Genomic DNA, 18101 nt, shown 5'->3' on the forward strand with positions numbered 1-18101 from the left:
CGGCATGACCGTCACCCTGGCATGAGCCGCTGTTGGATAGGTACCTTCGACCTCCCATCGCCTCCTGCTCACGCGGGGTTAGGCCTGTCAGGGGCGCGGGGAACTGCGCGACCAGCCACGACGCGACCCGCGCGTGACCACGGGTTTCAGGGGCGCGGGGAACTCTCCGTCGATCCCCGCCGCCCCACGCGACCGCCGCTCCCCCCAGAACCCCACAACCCCGAGCACCACAGTCACCCCCACCCCCGAAAGCACCGCCCCACCGGGCGACACCACCCGCAACAACACCCCCGCCAAAGACCCGCTCCCCGCATACCCGGCCCCCACAGCCGCGTACATGACGGAGTACCCCGCCGCCAGCGCCCCCGGCGGCAGCACCTCCCGCAGCATCAGATTCCGCGTCAGCATCGCCCCGGCCTGCAACACCCCGGCCACCACGAGCCCCACCGCGATCACCCCCGCCCACGGCACCAGAGCGACCCCGGCCACACACCCCGAGACGCCGAGCACCAGCACGAGCCCCTGCGTCGGCAGCCGCCCCGGCCACGCCCGCAGCCCGTACACGAACGCCCCGACCGCCGACCCGACGGAGAATCCGGCGAGCAGCGGCCCGGCGAGGCCCACCCCGAAGCCCCGCTGCTCAAGGAGCGCGGGCAGGATCAGCTCCGCCATGGCGAGCAGCGACAGGCTCGCCGCCCCGGTGACGTACACGGGCCAGGCCCGCATCAGCACCCTGACGCCCGGCCGCCGTCCCGCATCGCCACCGGCCGCCCACCCGGCCGGCAGCAGCCACAGCCCCGGCACGGAGAGCGCCATCAGCCCGCAGGCGAGCAGCAGCGGCACCCACGGCGCCACGGACAGCGCGAGCCAGGCCGTCGCGGCGGGAGCCAGCGCCCACACCCCGAACGTCAGCATCGACTCGAACGACATCGCCTGCTGGACGGCCCGCTCCGGCGCCAGCGCGGTCAGCAGCGCCCGCAGCCCGCCCGGCGCGGCAGCGGGCGCCGCCCCCGCGACGAAGGCGAACACCCCGAGCAGCACGGGCGGCGCCCCGGGCAGCACCCCGAGCGCGCCGAACCCGCACGCGCCCACCGCGAGCCCGGCCGCCAGCTGGGGCCGGGCCCGGTCGGCCCGCATCCGGGTGCCGAGCAGCGGCGCGCCGACAATCTCCCCGACGACGTACACGGCGGCGAGCACCGCGCCCAGCGTGTAGCCACCGGGCCGCTCCCGCACGAGGAGGACGAGCGCGAGCGGCGCCATGGCGACCGGCATCCGCGCGCCGACGGCCACGAGGGCCCAGGTCGGTACGGACGTGCCGGACTCGCGGAACAACAGGCGGTAGCTCATCCCCCGACGTTAAGGGCGGCCACCGTCAACGCCCCACCCCGCAGCGGCGGGAAGCCGCTCAGAACGTCAGCACCCCCCGCGCCACCCGCCCCGCCTCGGCGTCGGCCACCGCCTTGCCGAAGTCCTCGACCGGATACGTCTGCGTCACCAACTCGTCGAGCAGCAGACGCCCTTCGGCGTAGAGATCGGCGTACAGACGGATGTCGCGCTGCGGCCGCGACGACCCGTACCGGCATCCGAGGACCGACTTGTCCAGGAACAGCGCGGCGGGCACGAACGACGCCTCGGCGTCGGCGGCCGGCATCCCGAGCAGCACGGCCTGCCCGTGCCGGTCGAGCAGATCGATGGCGGCGCGCACCAGCTCCACCCGTCCCACGCACTCGAAGACGTGGTCGGCACCGTCGGGCAGCACCTCGCGCACGGCCGCCACGTCGGTCAGGAACTCGGTCGCGCCGAACTGCCGCGCCACCTCCTCCTTCGCCGGGTTGGAGTCCACGGCGACGATCTTCAACGCCCCCGCGATACGGGCCCCTTGCAGCACGTTGAGCCCGACGCCGCCGGTGCCGATGACGACGACGGAGTCCCCGCGGTCGACCCGCGCCCGATTGAGCACGGCGCCGACCCCGGTCAGCACCCCGCACCCGATCAGCGCGGCGGACGTCAGCGGGATCTCCTTCGGGATCTTGACCGCCTGGACGGCCTTCACCACGGTCCGCTCGGCGAACGCCGAGTTCGACGCGAACTGGTACAGCGGCTCCCCGCCCCGCGAGAACGGCTGCTGCGGCCTCCCGATCGCCCGCCGGCACATGGTCGGCCGCCCGCGGTCGCACTCGGCGCAGGTGCCGCAGTTGGCGAGGGTGGACAGCGAGACGTGGTCGCCGGGCACCACATGGGTCACCCCCGCCCCCACGGCCGCCACCACTCCGGCGCCCTCGTGCCCGAGGACGACGGGCCGCGGGAACGGGATGGTCCCGTCGATCACCGACAGGTCGCTGTGGCACAGCCCGGCCGCGGCGACGGCCACCAGCACCTCCCCGGGTCCCGGGTCCCGTATCTCCAGGTCGTCGACCACGACGGTCTGCCGACCGTCGAACACCACACCCCTCACAACGCCTCCCTGGGCAGGCCGAGCACGCGCTCGGCGATGATCGTGCGCTGGATCTCGTCCGAGCCGCCGTAGACGGTGTCGGCCCGGCTGAACAGGAACAGCCGCTGCTGTTCGTCGAGTTCGTACGGCGCGTCGGGCGCCCAGTCGCGCGGCCCGGCGGCCGCGGCGGCGCCCCGCACCCGCAGCGCCAGCTCCCCGAGCCGCTGGTGCCAGCCGCCCCACAGCAGCTTGGCGACGCTCGGGGCGCCCGCGTCCTCGGCGCCGCCGAGGGTGCGCAGCGCGTTCCACCGCATGGTCCGCAGCTCGGCCCAGAGCCGCACGACGCGGTCCGCGAGCACCGGGTCCCGTACCGCGCCGGAGGCGACCGCGTCGCGGACGACGGCGTTCAACTCCTCCTGGAAGCCGACCTGCTGGGCCAGCGTGGACACCCCGCGCTCGAAGCCGAGCAGCCCCATGGCGACCCGCCAGCCGTCGCCCTCCCCGCCCACCACGTCCGCGGCGACGGCCCCGTCGAAGAACACCTCGTTGAACTCGCTGGTGCCGGTGAGCTGCTGGATGGGCCGTACGTCGATGCGGCCGGGCTGGTCCATGGGGACCAGGAGGAAGGAGAGCCCGTGGTGGCGCCGCGAGCCGGGCTCGGTCCTGGCCAGCACGAAACACCAGTCGGCCTGGTGCGCGAGCGAGGTCCACACCTTCTGGCCGCTGACCCGCCACCGCCCGTCGCCGTCCCGCGCGGCCGCGGTGCGCAGCGAGGCCAGGTCGGAGCCCGCGCCGGGTTCGCTGTACCCCTGGCACCACAGCTCCTCGCCGCGGGCGATCGGCGGCAGGAAGCGGCGGCGCTGCTCCTCGGTGCCGTGGGCGAGCAGGGTGGGGGCGAGCAGGTTCTCGCCGATGTGCCCGTAGCGGCCCGGTGCCCGCACCCGCGCGTACTCCTCGGCCCACACCACCTGCTGGGTGAGGGTCGCGACGCGGTTGCCGTGGCCGCCCTCCCGCCAGCCGAGTCCGATCCAGCCGCCGGAGCCCAGCTCCCGCTCCCAGGCGCGTCGTTCGGCGGCCGCCTCGTGCTCGCTGCCGGGGCCGCCGCGCCCGGCGATCCCGGGATGCGCCCGGATGTGCTCGGTCAGCCAGGCCCGCGCCTCGCTCCGGAAGGTCTCGTCGTCGTGCCCGAACCCGAACTCCACGCCCGCCACCCCGTCCTCTACTGGTTGGGCCGTTCCTTGGCGGCGGCCGCCCGCGCCATCTCCTCCAGCTGGGCGAGCAGCGGCATCGGGTCGGTGCCGACGGCGCCGGGGAGGAAGTCGGCGATCCGCTCGGGGGTCCAGGACCCGCTCTCGGCGTACCCGGCGCGCAGCTCCCGCGGCTGCGCCCACACGGCGATCTTCGGCCCCGCCACGGTGTACACCTGGCCGGTGATCCTCTCCTCGCGGGCCCGGTCGCTGAGCAGGTAGACGACGAACGCCGCGACGTCCTCGGGCTCCCCGATCTCCTTCAGCGTCATGGGGACGTTCGCCGACATGCGCGTACGGGCCACAGGGGCCACGGCGTTGGCGGTCACCCCGTACTTGTGCAGCCCGAGCGCGGCGCTGCGCACCAGCGAGATGATGCCGCCCTTGGCCGAGCTGTAGTTGGCCTGGGCGACCGACCCCTGGTGGTTGCCGCTGGTGAAGCCGACGAGGGTGCCGGTGCCCTGCCGGCGCATGACGGCGGAGGCGGCCCGGAACACGGTGAACGTGCCCTTCAGGTGGGTGGCGACGACGGGGTCCCACTCCTCCTCGGACATGTTGAAGAGCATCCGCTCGCGCAGGATCCCGGCGACGCACACCACCCCGTCGATCCGCCCGTACGCCTCCACGGCCGTGTCCACGACGCGCTGCCCGCCGGCCATGGTCGACACGTCGTCGGCGACGGCGACGGCCTCCCCGCCGGCCGCCTCGATCTCCTTGACGACGCCGAGCGCGACCTCGGACGTCGGCTCGCCGCCCTCGATCGACACCCCGTAGTCGTTGACGACGACCCTGGCGCCCTCGGCGGCGCACGCGAGCGCCACGGCCCGCCCGATGCCGCGCCCCGCCCCCGTCACGGCGACGACCTTGCCTGCCAAGAAGTTCCCCATGCCCGGCCCCTTCCCGCGGTTTCTGACGACCCGTTAGATTTTGCCTTCGGACGGATTCTACGACCCGTCAGATACGGGAACACAAGACCTGACGCACAACAGCACACAACACCCGGGAGGCCCGATGCCCCTGCCCGCCGAGTTCCACGACATCGCCAAACGCGTGAACAACTGGGGGCGTTGGGGAGAGGCCGACGAGATCGGCACCCTCAACCTCGTCACCGACGAGGTCGTCCGGGAGGCCGCCGCCGAGGTCCGCACGGGCCGCCGCGTGCCCCTCGCGCTCCCTCTGAAGGAGGACGGGGTCCAGTCGGGCCTGATCCCGGGCCGGATCAACCCGCTGCACTCGATGGTGCAGATCAACCAGGAGATCTTCGGCCCCGGCACGGTGGCGTGCAGCGACGACGCGGTGACCATGGGCCTCCAGGCGGCCACCCACTGGGACGCCCTCACGCACGTCTCGCACTCGGGCCGCCTCTACAACGGCCGCCCGGCGGACACCATCACCGCCCACGGCGGCGCCGAGTTCGGCGGCATCGACAAGGCCCCGTACATCGTCTCGCGCGGTGTCCTGCTCGACGTGGCGGCGGCGAAGGGCCTGGACCGGCTCCCCGGGGACCATGCGGTCACCCCCCAGGATCTCGACGAGGCGGCCGAGTTCGGCCGCGTGGAGGTACGGGCCGGCGACATCGTCCTGGTCCGCACCGGCCAGATCCAGGTGTACCTGGCGGGCGACAAGCACGGCTACGGCTACCCCTCGCCGGGTCTGTCGGTGCGTACCCCCGAGTGGTTCCGTGCCCGCGACGTGGCGGCGGTCGCCAACGACACCCTGACCTTCGAGATCTTCCCGCCGGAGATCGAGGACCTGTGGCTCCCGGTGCACGCCCTCGACCTGGTCGAGATGGGCATGCTCCAGGGCCAGAACTGGAATCTGGAATCTCTGTCCACAGCCTGTGGAGAGCTGGCCCGCCACAGCTTCCTGCTCTCGGCGATGCCGGAGCCCTTCGTGGGCGCGACGGGAACTCCGGTGTCCCCGGTGGCCATCTTCTGATCGAGCCCCGGAGGGGCGACTCCAGGGGCCCGGGGAACTGCGCGACCAGCCATGACGAGGGCGACACCCGATGACGAACCAGCACCCACCGAGGCGAGCCCGGATTTCTCGCCGAGGGCCCCCGTCACAAGGGCCCTCGACGTCCCCTCGCGGCGAATCGCCACCCACAAGCGTGACTAAACGGACACGCCACGTCAACAGCCGTACGGGTATTTGCGGTTAATGCGCACAATCTTCAGGCGCTCACAGAAGCACTGGGACGGAGCGCACCCGGCGCAGAGGCCCCGGTGCCCGCCGACCAGCCGAGCCCGGCGGCGGAGGCGCAGCGGTCGATCTCGCACCAGATGGCCTTGCCCGTGCCCTCGGCCCGCCAGCCCCACCGGTCGGCGAGACCGTCGACGAGTTCGAGTCCCCGCCCGTTCGTCTCCTCACCCGCGGCGTGCCGGGGCGCGGGCGGCCGGGCACTGGAGTCGGCGACCTCCACCCGCACCGTGCCGGGACACGCTCCCCCCGCACAGGGCAGCACCATCCGGAGCACGGCCGGCCGGCCGGTGTGCACCACGGCATTGGTCACCAGCTCGGAGACGAGCAGGATCATCGTCTCGGCGGCCGGCTCGTCGGGATCCACGCCCGAGCCGGTGAGACACTGCCGCGCCCACCTGCGGGCCCGCCCCACCTCAGCGGGGTCGGCCCCGACCTCCAGTTGAACCTGAAGCACCTGCACCGCTCACACCATCCGAATCCGGCGGGACCGTTGGAGTTCTGCCTCGCGCCGCTGACCTTGCCGACACTTGCGGAAGATCACGGACCGTGACCCCCTTGCCGTACAGCATGGTTGACGTACAGTCACCCCAACAAGCGCTTCGGGCATATTCCAGCGCGAAGGAGTACCCGTGCGGCATACTGTGCGACGCGCCTTGCGGGGGGTCGAACAGGCGGGCGTGATGCACCGCCATGGGCTGCGATCGGCGCGCATCCGCCGCCCCGGAGCCGCCTCGGAGGCAACACCGGCACTGTCGCCCGGCTTCAGCACCACTCGCATCTGCCACAAGGTACCGGAGCCGGAGACCGACTCCGGGGCGTGACGAGCCCCGCGAAGGACACAACCCGATATCAACACGCCGTCACTGTGCGTACATCTCTCCTCAGGGCGTGCCGCCCGAGTGTCACAGCGACGCCGCGAGCGTCTCCTCCGCGTCCCGCGCCCGGCCGGCCAACTCGGCCCGCGTCCAGGCCCGCTTCAGGTGCAGATGCACGTCTCCCTCCCAGGTGAAGCCCATGCCGCCGTGCACCTGGAGGCAGTCGCGGGCCCCCTGGACGGCGGCCTCGTCGGCGAGCAGCTCGGCCGCGGCGACCTCGACCGGGTCACCGGTCACGGCCGCCGCGTACACCGCCGCACGGGCGACTTCGACCCGTACGAGCACCTCTGCGCACAGATGTTTCACTGCCTGGAAGGCCCCGACGGGCTGTCCGAACTGCTCGCGTTCCCGGGCGTGTTGAACCGCCATGTCGAGGGTGCGGCCGGCCGAACCGAGCTGCTCGGCCGCGTACAGCAGGGTGGCCCGCCACGGTGGCCGCGTCCGCCCGCCGCCCGGCACCCGGTGCAGCGGGGTGAGCGGGTCGACCGGTGCCGTCAGCGGTTCGGCGCCCGCCGTGTCGCCGCGCACCACGTCCGCCGCGTCGAGCCACGGCACGAGCCCGTTGTACGGCGCCGTGACGACCGCCTCGCCCGACGCGGCGCCCGGGACCTCGCCCGCCGCGAGGAAGGTGGCCACCAGCGGCCCCGGCACCAGCGCCCGGCCGCACTCCTCGAAGACCAGCACCGCGTCCGCGAGGCCGAGCCCGACGCCGCCCGACTCCTCCGGCAGGCACAGGCCGAAGAGCCCGGCCGCGCCCAGCTCGCGCCACAGCTCCCGGTCGAGCACCGGCGCGGTCGCGGCCGCATCGACGGACGCCCGGAGCTTCTCGCGCCCGAACCGTCCGGCCAGCAGCGCGCGCATGCCGTCCCGCAAGGCCCGCTGATCCTCGCTCAGTTGGAAGTGCACGGCCCGCTCACCGTCCGCCCTTGGGAAGGCCGAGGATGCGCTCGGCGACGATGTTCCGCTGGATCTGCGAGGTACCGGCGGCGATGGTGTACGACAGCGACGACAGCCGGTCGAGGGTCCACTCGTGCCCGGCGTCCAGGGCGCCCGCGCCGCCCAGCACCCCGGCGGCGACGTCGTAGAGCCGCTGGCGGGCGTGCGAGTAGCGCAGCTTGAAGACGGACCCGCCGACCCCGGGGACGCCGCCGCTCGCCTGGGCCTCGCTCACGTTCCACTGGGTGAGCCGCCACAGCGCGCCGAACTCCGCCGTCAGCAGTGCCAGTTCGCGGCGCAGCACCGCGTCGTCCCACCGCCCGTTCTTCTTGGCGTGGGCGGCCAGTTCGCCGAGGACCCGGCGGCAGGCGACGACCTCCCCCACGAAGGCGGTCCCCCGCTCGAACGACAGGGTCACCATGGTCACCCGCCAGCCGTCGTTCTCCTCGCCGACCCGGTTGCCGACCGGCACCCGCACCTCGTCGAGGAACATCTCCGCGAACTCCGTCGGGCCGGCCAGCGTGCGCAGCGGCCGTACGGTGATGCCCGGCGTGTCCATGGGCATGGCCAGCCAGCTGATCCCCCGGTGCTTGGCCGCGTCCGGGTCGGTGCGCACGAGCAGCTCGCACCAGTCGGCGACCTCGGCGTGCGAGGTCCAGATCTTCGAGCCGCTGACGACGTACGCGTCGCCGTCGCGCACCGCCTTCGTCCGCAGGGACGCCAGGTCGGATCCGGCGCCGGGCTCGCTGAACCCCTGGCACCACACCTCGTCCCCGCGCAGCACCGGCGTCAGCCACCGCTCGCGCTGCGCGGCGGTGCCCTCGGCGGCGATGGTCGGGCCCGCGTGCAGCAGTCCCACGAAGTTCGCGCCGACGTACGGGGCGCCCGCCCGCTCGGTCTCCTCCAGGAAGATCAGCCGGGTGGTCGGCGAGGCGTCCCAGTGCACGTCCCCGTACCCGGCGTCGTACAGCCGCCGCTGCCAGCCGGTGTCGTAGGCACGCCGTCCCGGCCAGTCGCCGGGCGACGGCTTGGGCGGCAGCGTGGGCAGCACCCCGCCCAGCCACTCCCGCAGCCGCGCCCGGAACTCCTCCTCCTCGTCGGTGTACGTGAGGTCCACGGGTGCTACCGGTCCCTGTCCAGGTCGAGGCCGAGCATGCGGATGGCGTTGCCGCGCATCAGCTTGTAGACGGTCTCGTCGTCGAGGCCCTTGACGTGGTCGAGGGCGACCTCCTTGGTGTTCGGGAAGGTCGAGTCGACGTGCGGGTAGTCGGTCTCGAAGGTCGCGTTGTCCCGCCCGACGACGTCCAGCGAGGCGACGCCGTGCTTGTCGCGGAAGAAGCAGCAGAACATCTGCCGGTAGTAGTACGTCGACGGCGGCTCGGGGATGAGGTCGCGCACCCCGCCCCACGCCCGGTGCTCCTCCCAGACGTCGTCGGCGCGTTCGAGCGCGTACGGGATCCAGCCCATCTGGCCCTCGCTGTAGGCGAGTTTGAGCGTCGGGAACTTCACCAGGACGCCGCTGAAGAGGAAGTCCATCATCGAGGCCATGGCGTTGTTGAAGCTGAGCGAGGCCTGGACGGCGGGCGGCGCGTCGGGGGACGCGGCGGGCATCTGGGAGGAGGACCCGATGTGCATGTTCACGACGGTCCCGGTCTCCTGGCACACGGCGAAGAAGGGGTCCCAGTACCCGGAGTGGATCGACGGCAGGCCGAGGTAGGTGGGGATCTCGGAGAACGTCACGGCCCGCACCCCGCGTGCGGCGTTGCGCCGGATCTCGGCGACGGCGAGGTCGATGTCCCACAGCGGGATGATGCAGAGCGGGATCAGCCGCCCGCCGCTGTCCCCGCACCACTCGTCGACCATCCAGTCGTTGTAGGCGCGCACGCAGGCCAGGGCCACTTCCTTGTCGTGCGCCTCGGCGAAGGTCTGCCCGCAGAAGCGGGGGAAGGTCGGGAAGCACAGGCTCGCCTCGACGTGGTTGAGGTCCATGTCGTCGAGCCGGGCCTTGGGGTCCCAGCACCCCCGCCGCATCTCCTCGCGGGTGATCCCCTCCAGCGTCATGTCGTCCCGGTCGAAGCCGACGGCCGCGATGTTGCGCTTGTACGGGAACTTCAGGTCCTCGTAGATCCACCAGTCGGTGGGCGGTCCGTCGGGGTCCATCGTGATCTGGTACTTGCCCGCCACGTACGCGAGTTCGCCGATCCCGGCGGTGAGCGGCTTGGGGCCCTTGTCGCGGTACTTGGCGGGCAGCCAGGTCTCGAAGAGGTGGGCCGGTTCGATCACATGGTCGTCGACGCTGACGATGCGCGGCAGTTCCGTCATGAGTGCTGAGCCCCTCCACCGAACGATCAGAACGTTTCTGATGACCCGTCAGATATCAGGCTAGCCCCGCACCCCTGGACCGACAAGAAGCACGGACTTACGCTCTCCCTCACATCTGACAGGTCGTCAGTTACGATGCCGGCTCGGAAGGGTACGCAGATGACGGACACCGCACACGCCCTGGGCGACTCCCGCACGCTCTGGGAACTGGTCGAGCGCCGCGCCGCCCTGACCCCCGACCGCCCGGTGTTCCTCCAGGGCGACCGCGTCCTGACCTTCGGGGAGCTGCGCGACCGGGCCGAGCGGGTGGCGGCCGGCCTCCACGAGCGCGGGATCCGCCCCGGCACCGTCGTGGCCTGGCAGCTCCCCACCCGCATCGAGACGGCCCTGCTCACCTTCGCGCTCGCCCGCATCGGCGCGACCCAGACGCCGGTCATCCCGTTCTACCGGGACCGCGAGGTCGGCTTCGCGCTGCGCGAGTCGAAGGCGGAGTACTTCGCGACGCCCGGCGTCTGGCGGGGCTTCGACCACACGGAGATGGCCCACCGCCTCGGCGCGAAGGGAGTCTTCGAGGCGTACGAGAACCTCCCGGAGGCCGACCCCGCCCTGCTCCCCGCGCCGCCCGCCTCCGGCACGGACGTCCGCTGGATCTACTGGACCTCGGGCACGACGTCCGACCCCAAGGGCGTGCTGCACACGGACCGTTCGCTGATCGTGGGCGGCTCCTGCCTGGCCCACGCGCTGCACCTCGCGGAGTCGGACGTCGGCTCGATGGCCTTCCCCTACGCGCACATAGCGGGCCCCGACTACACGGTGATGCTGCTCCTCTACGGCTTCCCCGCCGTGCTGTTCGAGCAGTTCGCGCTGCCGGAGGCGCTGGCCGAGTACCGGCGGCACGGGGTGACGGTGGCGGGCGGCTCGACGGCGTTCTACTCCATGTTCCTGGCCGAGCAGCGCAAGGACCCGGACCACAAGGTGATCCCGACGCTGCGGCTCCTCGCGGGCGGCGGCGCCCCGAAGCCGCCGGAGGTCTACCACAGCGTGGTCCGCGAGATGGAGGTCCAGCTCACGCACGGCTACGGCATGACCGAGGTCCCGATGATCACGATGGGCGCCCCGGACGACACCGCGGAAAACCTCGCGACGACGGAGGGCCGCCCGCCGGAGGGCATGGAGATCCGGATCGTCGACGCGGACGGTGCCCCGGTCCCCGCCGGTGTCGACGGCGCGGTGCGGCTGCGCGGCGAGGCCGTCTGCCAGGGCTATCTGGACCCGGCGCAGTCGGCGGACGCCTTCGACGCCGACGGCTTCCTCGTCACCGGCGACCTGGGCCACGTCCTGCCCAGCGGCCATCTGGTGCTCACCGGCCGGGCGAAGGACATCATCATCCGCAAGGGCGAGAACATCTCGGCGAAGGAGATCGAGGACCTCCTGCACGCCCACCCCTCGGTCCAGGACGCGGCGGTGATCGGCCTGCCGGACCCGGAGCGGGGGGAACGCGTCTGCGCGGTACTGGAACTGCGCCCCGGAACACCGGGGTTGACCCTCGCCGAGGCGGTGGCCTACCTACGGGCCCAGGGCCTGTCCACCTTCAAGCTCCCGGAACAACTGGAGACGGTGGAGGAACTCCCCCGCAACGACACCCTGCGCAAGGTCCTCAAGTACAAGCTCAGGGAGCGCTACACGTCCCGTTAGGGGCGCAGGGAACTGCGCGAGAAGCCCCACCGACCGTCAGCCGGCAACGAACCCATTCACTCGGGCACGGTGAAGTACAGCGCGAACCCCCGCACGGCCTCGTCCTCGGAGACCCGCCCGTCCCCGTCCCCGTCCAGCGAGGCGACGGCCTGATCGGCAACCCCGCCCTCGACCCCGAGCGCCCGCAACACCCGCGCGGCACCGTCCACCCCGACACCACCGTCACCCCGGTCCGGCTCGGCCAGAGCGATCGCGGCACGCAGGAACGGCCGCGCGATCTCGGCGAACCGCTCCGGGCTGTCCCGCAGCCGCTTCACGGCCCCGGTCACGAACTCGCCCCGGGTGACCCGCTGGTCCCCGTCGACGTCGGCGATCCCGGCCATGCCCTGCCAGAACGCCTCGGCCCCGGCGAACAGGTCCTGTCCCTTGTCGCAGCGCGCCGTGACGTCGAACTCGGCGAGCAGCGCCTTCGCGGCGGCGTAGAAGTCCTCGCGGTCGATGTATCCGTTGCCGTCCTGGTCGAAGCCGGCGAACCGGTCCGCGATCCTCCGCTCGTCCATGCTGATGAGCCGCCTCTCACGTCGATGGGTCCTACGCCTGCGAGCGTACGTCGAACAGCGGTGCAGGGGGCCCGAACTGCACGTTTGCGGCAGGACCGGAGAGGGTCCGCGACATATGCCGGCCCACGCCGCACGGACGACGGCTACGCGGACAGCGGCTGCGCGTCGTCGTCGACCGCCGCCGCCACGTCCGGGTACACCTCGAACAGCCGCCGCACGCCGAGCGCCGCGAGCACCCGGTTCACGTGCGAACCGTCCTCGGCTCCGCGCGCGGGCAGGATCAGCCGCAGCCGCCCCTGGCACGAGCGCATCAGCCGCCGGGCGGCTATCAGCACGCCCACCCCGCTGGAATCGCAGAAAAACACCTCGGAGAGGTCGAGCACGACACTGTGCCGTCCGTCGGCGACGGCGTCGTGCACCTGCTGGCGCAGCGCCGGGGACGTCACGAGGTCCATCTCGCCGGAGGCCCGCACGACGGCCCAGTCACCCTGCGCCGCCTCGGTCACCTTGAGCACCACGCTCATCGCCTCTCGCTCGACGTCACTTCACTTCTGCCTAGATCCGGAATGTTCGCCTACGTTTCTTCTGCGCGGCTGCCCGGCCGCACCGCACTGAAACACCCCCGCACACCTATCACATATGACGCTGTTAAGACCGAGCCGGTCGCTTCACAGTCAAAACGGTCAGACGCTCGTCGACGCACCTCCACCGGGGTTCCGGCTCCTTATCACCTGAGGCCGCCGGGGGCGCACAATGCCGCAAAGGGGCGTGCGTTGTCGGTGACGCGGACTACATTCGGGTAAGAGGCACGCAGTTCGGAAAGCAGCAGAAGCAGCAGTACGCAAGGGCAGCCGGTGAGGGGGCTCCATGCCCAAGGACACTCCGTCCCGCTGGGACCGGAGGATGCAGCAGCGTCTGGCGCACGGCGAGGCCGCGGCGCTCGGAGAGCTGTACGACCGTTTCGCATCCCTGGTGCACGGCCTGGCCCACCGCGTCCTGGACGACGAGGACGCCGCGGACCAGATCACCCGCGAGGTGTTCACCCAGATCTGGGAGAACCCGGAGGCCTACGACCCCAAGTCGGGCCCCCTGCGCTCCTTCATCGCCACGCTCGTCCACCGGCAGGCCGTGCAGCGGCTGCGGCAGACCGAGTCCGCGGCCCTCCTGCGCAGCGGCCGGGGCACCACCGAGGACCTGGAGCGCAAGGTGCGCCGCGCCTCCGCCGCCGCCCGCGCCGACTACATCGTCACGTCCATGCCCGCCCCGCTGCGCGCCGCGCTCGAACTGGCCTATTTCCAGCGCCGTGACTACCGCCAGACCGCCGCCGACCTCGGCGTCACCGAGGACGAGGCGCGCCGCCGGCTGCGCCTGGGGCTGCAACTGCTCTCCACGGCCCACGACAGCGGGACCCCGCCCAGCGGTGGCTACGGGAGGCCGGCGTGAGCGGGCCGGGCGGGCCGGACCGCCACGACCCGTACGACCCGTTCGGCGACGAGCCCGACGGGCCGGGGCAGACCGGTGGCGCGGCGGAGGCGGCGCCCCGGATACCGACGCCGCGCAGCTCCGTCGAGGACACCGGGGCCCCGCTGCCCGACGTACCCGCACCCGTCCCGCTCGTCCTGGAGCACCGCGTGCTCAAGTCACTGCTCGGCGCGTGGGCGCTGGCCGCCTGCTCGCCGGAAGAGGCCGTCGCCGTCGAGGACCACCTCGGCGAGTGCGGCACCTGCGCCGAGGAGGCGCTGCGGCTGCGGGACGCCGTCGGGCTGCTGCACCCCGAGGAGTCCCTCGACCTCGACCCGATGCTCCGCGCCCGCGTCCTGGAGGGCTGCCTCACCCGGCGCCCCGCGCGCATCCCCGTCCCCGCCTGGGCGACCCCGTACGACGCCGAGACCGCCCGGCTCGACGCCCTGCTCCAGGACTTCGGCGACCCGGAGTGGCACGCTCCGGTGCGGCTGCGCTGGTACGAGGGCGACGAGCAGATCAGCCGCAGGACCACCGTCGCCGGGGTCATCGCCCATCTCACCTGCGTCGACGGCCTCGTCGCCCGGTCCCTCGGGCTGGACGATCCGGCCGGTCCCGCGGGCCGGGAGGGGCGCGGGCCGCTGGAGCGCACCGAGGCGTACTGGAAGACCTCGCACGTCCCGCCGACGCGGGCCGTGCGGGCGCCGTGGCGGGACCAGACGCATGCCGTGATCCGTACCGTGTCGTTCGCCGGGGAGGACGGGTCGGGCGCCGGGGGCACCGGGCAGCTTCCGGTCTCCTACGGGGACTTCGCGCTCCCCCTGCGGGACGCCATGATCGACCGGGCCTTCGAGTGCTGGGTGCATGCCGGGGACATCGCGGATGCCGTCGACTATCCGTACGCGGCTCCGTCGCCGCGCCATCTGAACCGGATGATCGATCTGGCCGCGCGGATGCTGCCCGTCTCCCTCGCGGGGCGCCGGCAGGCCGGGCTCGCGGCGCCGGTCGGTGCCGAGGTGCCCGGGCGCAGTCTCCGGCTCGAGGTCGAGGGGGCCGGGGGCGGCGAGTGGCTGATCGCCCTCGACTCGCCCACCGGCGTGGGCTCCGCCGAGCGCGAGGTGGCGCATGTCGCCCTGGACGGCGTGGAGTTCTGCCGTCTGGCCGCCGGGCATGTCTCTCCGGAGGAAGCCGCGGCGGGCCAACTGGGCGACCGCCAGGCGATCCGCGACGTCCTCCGCGCCACGGCATCCTTGAGCCGCATGTAGCCCGCTCCGTGCTGAGATGCCGCACGCAGTGCGCATCTCAGGGGCGCGGGGAACCGCGCGACCAGCCACGGCGCAAGCCGCGCACGAGAGACGACCCGGCGGCGCGGCTAGGCGAAGACGACCGTGCGGCGGCCGTTCAGCAGGATCCGGCGCTCGGCGTGCCACTTGACGGCCCGCGCCAGCGCCTGGCACTCCACGTCCCGCCCGATCGCGACGAGCTGATCGGGCGTGACGTCGTGCCCGACCCGCTCGACCTCCTGCTCGATGATCGGCCCCTCGTCCAGGTCGGCGGTCACGTAGTGCGCCGTCGCCCCGATCAGCTTCACACCCCGGGCGTGCGCCTGGTGATACGGCTTGGCGCCCTTGAAGCTCGGCAGGAACGAGTGGTGGATGTTGATGATGCGCCCGCTGAGCTGCTTGCACAGGTCGTCGGAGAGCACCTGCATGTACCGGGCGAGCACGACGAGCTCGACCTGCTCGGCCCGCACCAGTTCGAGAACCTGCGCCTCGGCGGCGGCCTTGGTGTCCTTCGTCACGGGAATGTGGTGGAAGGGGACGTCGTACGAGGCGACCAGCTCGGCGAAGTCCGAGTGGTTGGAGACGACGGCGGCGATGTCGACGGGCAGCGCGCCGATCCGGGCCCGGAAGAGCAGGTCGTTCAGGCAGTGGCCGAACTTGCTGACCATCAGGACGACCTTCATCCGGTCCGAGGCCCGGTGGATCTGCCAGTCCATGTGGAACGAGTCACCGATCGCGGCGAAGCTGGCCCGCAGCTTCTCCGCCGTCACCGGGGCGTCCGCGCTGAAGTGGACCCGCATGAAGAACAGCCCGGTGTCGTGGTCGCCGAACTGCTGGCTGTCCTCGATGTTGCAGCCGGTCATGAAGAGATAGCTCGACACGGCGTGCACGATGCCCTGCTTGTCGGGGCAGGACAGCGTGAGGACGTACTGATCGGGACCGGCGGCGGCTGCGGACTGCGCGTTCATAGGGGCAAGGTTCGCACACCGCGCCTCTCCCCGACCCACTGTCCCGGTGGTCGGACAGGCACCGGGACGCTCAGGCGGCCCGCGTCATGATCCGCAGCACTTCCAGGGTCCGCGGCGCCGTGTCGGGCTCCTCGCCGTCGCCCGTGGCCAGCTGGACGTGCGCCTCGCGGGCCGCGCGCACCGCGTCCGGCCACGCCTCGTGCTGGAGGTAGACGGAGACGGGCGCGTCGGGGCCGACCTGGTGCATGATCCGCAGCACCTTGAGCACCGCGGAGTCGACGAGCGTCGCCTCCCGCTCGTCCCGGAAGATCGTTCCGATGTACTTCTCGGCCGACCAGTTGTCCAGCCAGGTGTCCTCGACGAGGCGGTACACGGCGTCGGTCACGTCTCCGTACCCGTCGACACCGGCCAGCCAGACGTCCTGCTGGAAGGACGGGTCGGAGAGCATGTGCAGCGCGGAGCGCACATTGCTGCGCCAGCGCCACCACGGCATGTCGTTGAGTGGCATGCCGTCCATCCTCGTGGAGCGACGGCCGCGGCGGGAAGACTTCTCCGAGCTTTGCACGGTCATCGATCGTACGTGCCGCCCCGGGACGCGCCGACCGGCCCCCGTAATTCACCTGCGCGTCACCGGACGTTGACCGCTGGTCACCGCCCGGTTGGGAAGGCGGAGGAATCGTGCGGGATCATGACCGGCACGGGCCGCAGGCGCCCTCTCCCCACCACCGTCAGACGCACCTTCGCCCTGTTCGGGAAGGTCTCCGCCCTCGTCGCGGGCACCACCCTGGCCGCCGGCTGCGGGCTGGTCGCCGGAGTCACGGGGGGCTCCGGCGACCAGCCGGTCACCGTGATGACCTGGGCGCCGGTGAAGACCGGGGCGACGAACCAGCCGGGCATGCCGGCCGTGGCCAACGCGTACGCGCGCTGGATCAACGCCAACGGCGGACTGGGCGGCCGTCCGCTGAAGGTGCTGACCTGCAACGACCACAACGACAGCGTGGACGCCGCGAAGTGCGCCCGCAGGGCCGTCGAGCAGCACGCCGTCGCCGTCGTCGGCTCCTACAGCCAGTACGGGCGTTCGTTCATGTCGCCGCTCGAATCGGCAGGCATCCCCTACATAGGCGGCTACGGGGTGTCCGAATCGGAGTTCACCAGCCCGCTGTCCTACCCGGTCAACGGCGGCCAGGCCGCGCTGCTCGCCGGGAACGGGCAGCAGCTCGCCGGGGAGTGCGCGCGCACCGTCCTGGTCCGGCCCGACACCGTCGCGGGCGACGAACTCGTCTCCCTGATGAACACCGGCCTCGCCCTGCGCGACCGCCCCGCCGCCACCGACCTGCGGGCCGCCGAGGACGCCACCGACTACAACGCCCAGGCCGTCGAGGCGCTGAGCACGGCGAGCGCCGCGCCCACCGGCGAGGGGTGCGTGGTGGCCGCGCTCGGCGAGCGGACGAACACGTTCTTCGACTCGTTCCGCCGGCTGCGCGACTCCTATCCGAAGGTGCGCACGGCCAGCGTGCTCGGCAGCGTCGACCAGTCGGTCATCGACCGCTCCGGCGGCGCGGGGAGCGTCTACGAAGGGGCGTACGTGACCGGCTGGTACCCGGCGACGAGCGACAGCCGCTGGGATCTGATGAAGAAGGCGATCAACGAGAAGGCCTTCGGCGACAACCGGATCGACCCGGCGGACGCGGGCGTGCAGACCACCTGGATCGCGTACACCGTGCTGCGGCAGGTCGTCGCGGCGATCGGCGACGGCGAGGTGACCTCGGACACCGTGCGCCGGACCCTCGACAAGGGCCTGAAGGTCACGACGGGCGGCCTCACACCGCCGCTGCGCTGGGACTTCGACCACATGTCGGCGGCCGTCGGGTACCCCCGGCTGGTCAACGCGCGGGTCACGTTCCAGCAGGTGCGCGGCGGGCGGCTGGTGGCGACGCGCTCCGCGTCGGTGGATGTGACGAAGACCCTGGCGGACGCGGACTGACACCGGCACACGGAGAAGGGGGGGGGGGGGGGGGGGGCCCCCCCCCCCCGGGGGGGGGGGGGCGGGGGGGGGGGCGCCGCGGGGGGGGGGGGGGGCGGGGGGGGGGGGGCGGGGGGGGGGGGCGGGGGGAAACC

17 protein-coding genes are annotated in these 18101 nt (G+C 72.5%); 5 read left to right on the top strand and 12 right to left on the bottom strand.

Going from position 1 to position 18101, the window contains the following annotated elements; translation table 11 throughout:
* Nucleotides 1-87: 87 nt before the first annotated feature.
* The 4 genes from ABT127_RS38840 to ABT127_RS38855 are packed head-to-tail and all read right to left on the bottom strand — an operon-like array spanning nt 88 to nt 4568.
* Nucleotides 88-1347 (bottom strand): MFS transporter, encoded by a 1260-nt coding sequence (locus ABT127_RS38840; RefSeq protein ID WP_351461173.1) that lies wholly within the window; start codon nt 1345-1347, stop codon nt 88-90.
* A gap of 58 nt (nt 1348-1405) precedes the next feature.
* Nucleotides 1406-2455 carry an alcohol dehydrogenase catalytic domain-containing protein gene (locus ABT127_RS38845; protein ID WP_351461176.1) on the bottom strand — a complete coding sequence of 350 codons (1050 nt, stop codon included), beginning with the start codon at nt 2453-2455 and terminating at the stop codon, nt 1406-1408.
* A complete protein-coding gene (locus ABT127_RS38850; RefSeq protein WP_351461179.1) occupies nt 2452-3636 on the bottom strand; it encodes an acyl-CoA dehydrogenase family protein in 1185 nt (394 codons plus the stop codon). Before ABT127_RS38850 ends, ABT127_RS38845 begins: the two co-directional genes overlap by 4 nt.
* 17 nt (nt 3637-3653) lie before the next feature.
* A complete protein-coding gene (locus tag ABT127_RS38855) occupies nt 3654-4568 on the bottom strand; it encodes an SDR family oxidoreductase (RefSeq protein ID WP_351461182.1) in 915 nt (304 codons plus the stop codon).
* A 124-nt stretch (nt 4569-4692) separates the two neighbouring features.
* Between ABT127_RS38855 and ABT127_RS38860 the strand changes: the two genes are divergently transcribed.
* Nucleotides 4693-5619, top strand: a complete 927-nt coding sequence (locus tag ABT127_RS38860) for a cyclase family protein (RefSeq protein ID WP_351461185.1) — start codon at nt 4693-4695, stop codon at nt 5617-5619.
* 235 nt (nt 5620-5854) lie between these two features.
* On the opposite strand, the gene ABT127_RS38865 is transcribed toward ABT127_RS38860, so the two are convergent.
* From ABT127_RS38865 to ABT127_RS38880, 4 genes are all read right to left on the bottom strand, one after another.
* Nucleotides 5855-6343: an ATP-binding protein gene (locus ABT127_RS38865; RefSeq protein WP_351461188.1), complete on the bottom strand. Its 489-nt coding sequence runs from the start codon at nt 6341-6343 to the stop codon at nt 5855-5857.
* 442 nt (nt 6344-6785) lie between these two features.
* Nucleotides 6786-7664, bottom strand: coding sequence for an acyl-CoA dehydrogenase family protein (locus ABT127_RS38870; protein WP_351461191.1), 879 nt, complete (start codon nt 7662-7664; stop codon nt 6786-6788).
* Between the two features lie 7 nt (nt 7665-7671).
* Nucleotides 7672-8811, bottom strand: a complete 1140-nt coding sequence (locus ABT127_RS38875) for an acyl-CoA dehydrogenase family protein (protein WP_351461194.1) — start codon at nt 8809-8811, stop codon at nt 7672-7674.
* Nucleotides 8812-8816: 5 nt separating this feature from the next.
* Nucleotides 8817-10016, bottom strand: coding sequence for an amidohydrolase family protein (locus ABT127_RS38880; RefSeq protein WP_351461196.1), 1200 nt, complete (start codon nt 10014-10016; stop codon nt 8817-8819).
* Between the two features lie 159 nt (nt 10017-10175).
* Here ABT127_RS38880 and ABT127_RS38885 point away from each other — a divergent pair, with 159 nt between their 5' ends.
* Complete coding sequence (locus tag ABT127_RS38885; protein ID WP_351461199.1) at nt 10176-11711, top strand: class I adenylate-forming enzyme family protein; 1536 nt, start codon at nt 10176-10178, stop codon at nt 11709-11711.
* A gap of 56 nt (nt 11712-11767) precedes the next feature.
* Here ABT127_RS38885 and ABT127_RS38890 read toward each other — a convergent pair whose 3' ends face one another.
* A complete protein-coding gene (locus ABT127_RS38890) occupies nt 11768-12271 on the bottom strand; it encodes an EF-hand domain-containing protein (protein ID WP_351461202.1) in 504 nt (167 codons plus the stop codon).
* 143 nt (nt 12272-12414) lie between these two features.
* Nucleotides 12415-12795, bottom strand: coding sequence for an STAS domain-containing protein (locus ABT127_RS38895; protein ID WP_351461205.1), 381 nt, complete (start codon nt 12793-12795; stop codon nt 12415-12417).
* A gap of 343 nt (nt 12796-13138) precedes the next feature.
* Between ABT127_RS38895 and ABT127_RS38900 the strand changes: the two genes are divergently transcribed.
* On the top strand, nt 13139-13714 hold the full coding sequence (locus ABT127_RS38900) for a sigma-70 family RNA polymerase sigma factor (RefSeq protein ID WP_351461208.1): 576 nt from the start codon (nt 13139-13141) through the stop codon (nt 13712-13714).
* A complete protein-coding gene (locus ABT127_RS38905) occupies nt 13711-14997 on the top strand; it encodes a zf-HC2 domain-containing protein (protein ID WP_351461210.1) in 1287 nt (428 codons plus the stop codon). Before ABT127_RS38900 ends, ABT127_RS38905 begins: the two co-directional genes overlap by 4 nt.
* A gap of 107 nt (nt 14998-15104) precedes the next feature.
* On the opposite strand, the gene purU is transcribed toward ABT127_RS38905, so the two are convergent.
* The gene (purU, locus tag ABT127_RS38910; protein ID WP_351461213.1) at nt 15105-15983 is read right to left on the bottom strand and encodes a formyltetrahydrofolate deformylase; all 879 of its coding nucleotides are present in this window, start codon (nt 15981-15983) and stop codon (nt 15105-15107) included.
* A gap of 70 nt (nt 15984-16053) precedes the next feature.
* Nucleotides 16054-16554: an SCO4402 family protein gene (locus tag ABT127_RS38915; protein ID WP_351461216.1), complete on the bottom strand. Its 501-nt coding sequence runs from the start codon at nt 16552-16554 to the stop codon at nt 16054-16056.
* Between the two features lie 117 nt (nt 16555-16671).
* Here ABT127_RS38915 and ABT127_RS38920 point away from each other — a divergent pair, with 117 nt between their 5' ends.
* Nucleotides 16672-17967: an ABC transporter substrate-binding protein gene (locus tag ABT127_RS38920; protein WP_351461219.1), complete on the top strand. Its 1296-nt coding sequence runs from the start codon at nt 16672-16674 to the stop codon at nt 17965-17967.
* Nucleotides 17968-18101: the final 134 nt, after the last annotated feature.

Origin of the sequence: Streptomyces sp. NPDC001904 (assembly GCF_040297005.1) — a bacterium.
Taxonomy (GTDB): Bacteria; Actinomycetota; Actinomycetes; order Streptomycetales; family Streptomycetaceae; genus Streptomyces.

Bases quoted from the DNA above. Each gene is read 5' to 3' on its own strand.
- ABT127_RS38840 (WP_351461173.1), bottom strand. From the start codon at position 1,347: ATGAGCTACCGCCTGTTGTTCCGCGAGTCCGGCACGTCCGTACCGACC.
- ABT127_RS38855 (WP_351461182.1), bottom strand. From the start codon at position 4,568: ATGGGGAACTTCTTGGCAGGCAAGGTCGTCGCCGTGACGGGGGCGGGG.
- ABT127_RS38860 (WP_351461185.1), top strand. From the start codon at position 4,693: ATGCCCCTGCCCGCCGAGTTCCACGACATCGCCAAACGCGTGAACAAC.
- ABT127_RS38880 (WP_351461196.1), bottom strand. From the start codon at position 10,016: ATGACGGAACTGCCGCGCATCGTCAGCGTCGACGACCATGTGATCGAA.
- ABT127_RS38885 (WP_351461199.1), top strand. From the start codon at position 10,176: ATGACGGACACCGCACACGCCCTGGGCGACTCCCGCACGCTCTGGGAA.
- ABT127_RS38890 (WP_351461202.1), bottom strand. From the start codon at position 12,271: ATGGACGAGCGGAGGATCGCGGACCGGTTCGCCGGCTTCGACCAGGAC.
- ABT127_RS38895 (WP_351461205.1), bottom strand. From the start codon at position 12,795: ATGAGCGTGGTGCTCAAGGTGACCGAGGCGGCGCAGGGTGACTGGGCC.
- ABT127_RS38900 (WP_351461208.1), top strand. From the start codon at position 13,139: ATGCCCAAGGACACTCCGTCCCGCTGGGACCGGAGGATGCAGCAGCGT.
- purU (WP_351461213.1), bottom strand. From the start codon at position 15,983: ATGAACGCGCAGTCCGCAGCCGCCGCCGGTCCCGATCAGTACGTCCTC.
- ABT127_RS38915 (WP_351461216.1), bottom strand. From the start codon at position 16,554: ATGACCGTGCAAAGCTCGGAGAAGTCTTCCCGCCGCGGCCGTCGCTCC.
- ABT127_RS38920 (WP_351461219.1), top strand. From the start codon at position 16,672: ATGACCGGCACGGGCCGCAGGCGCCCTCTCCCCACCACCGTCAGACGC.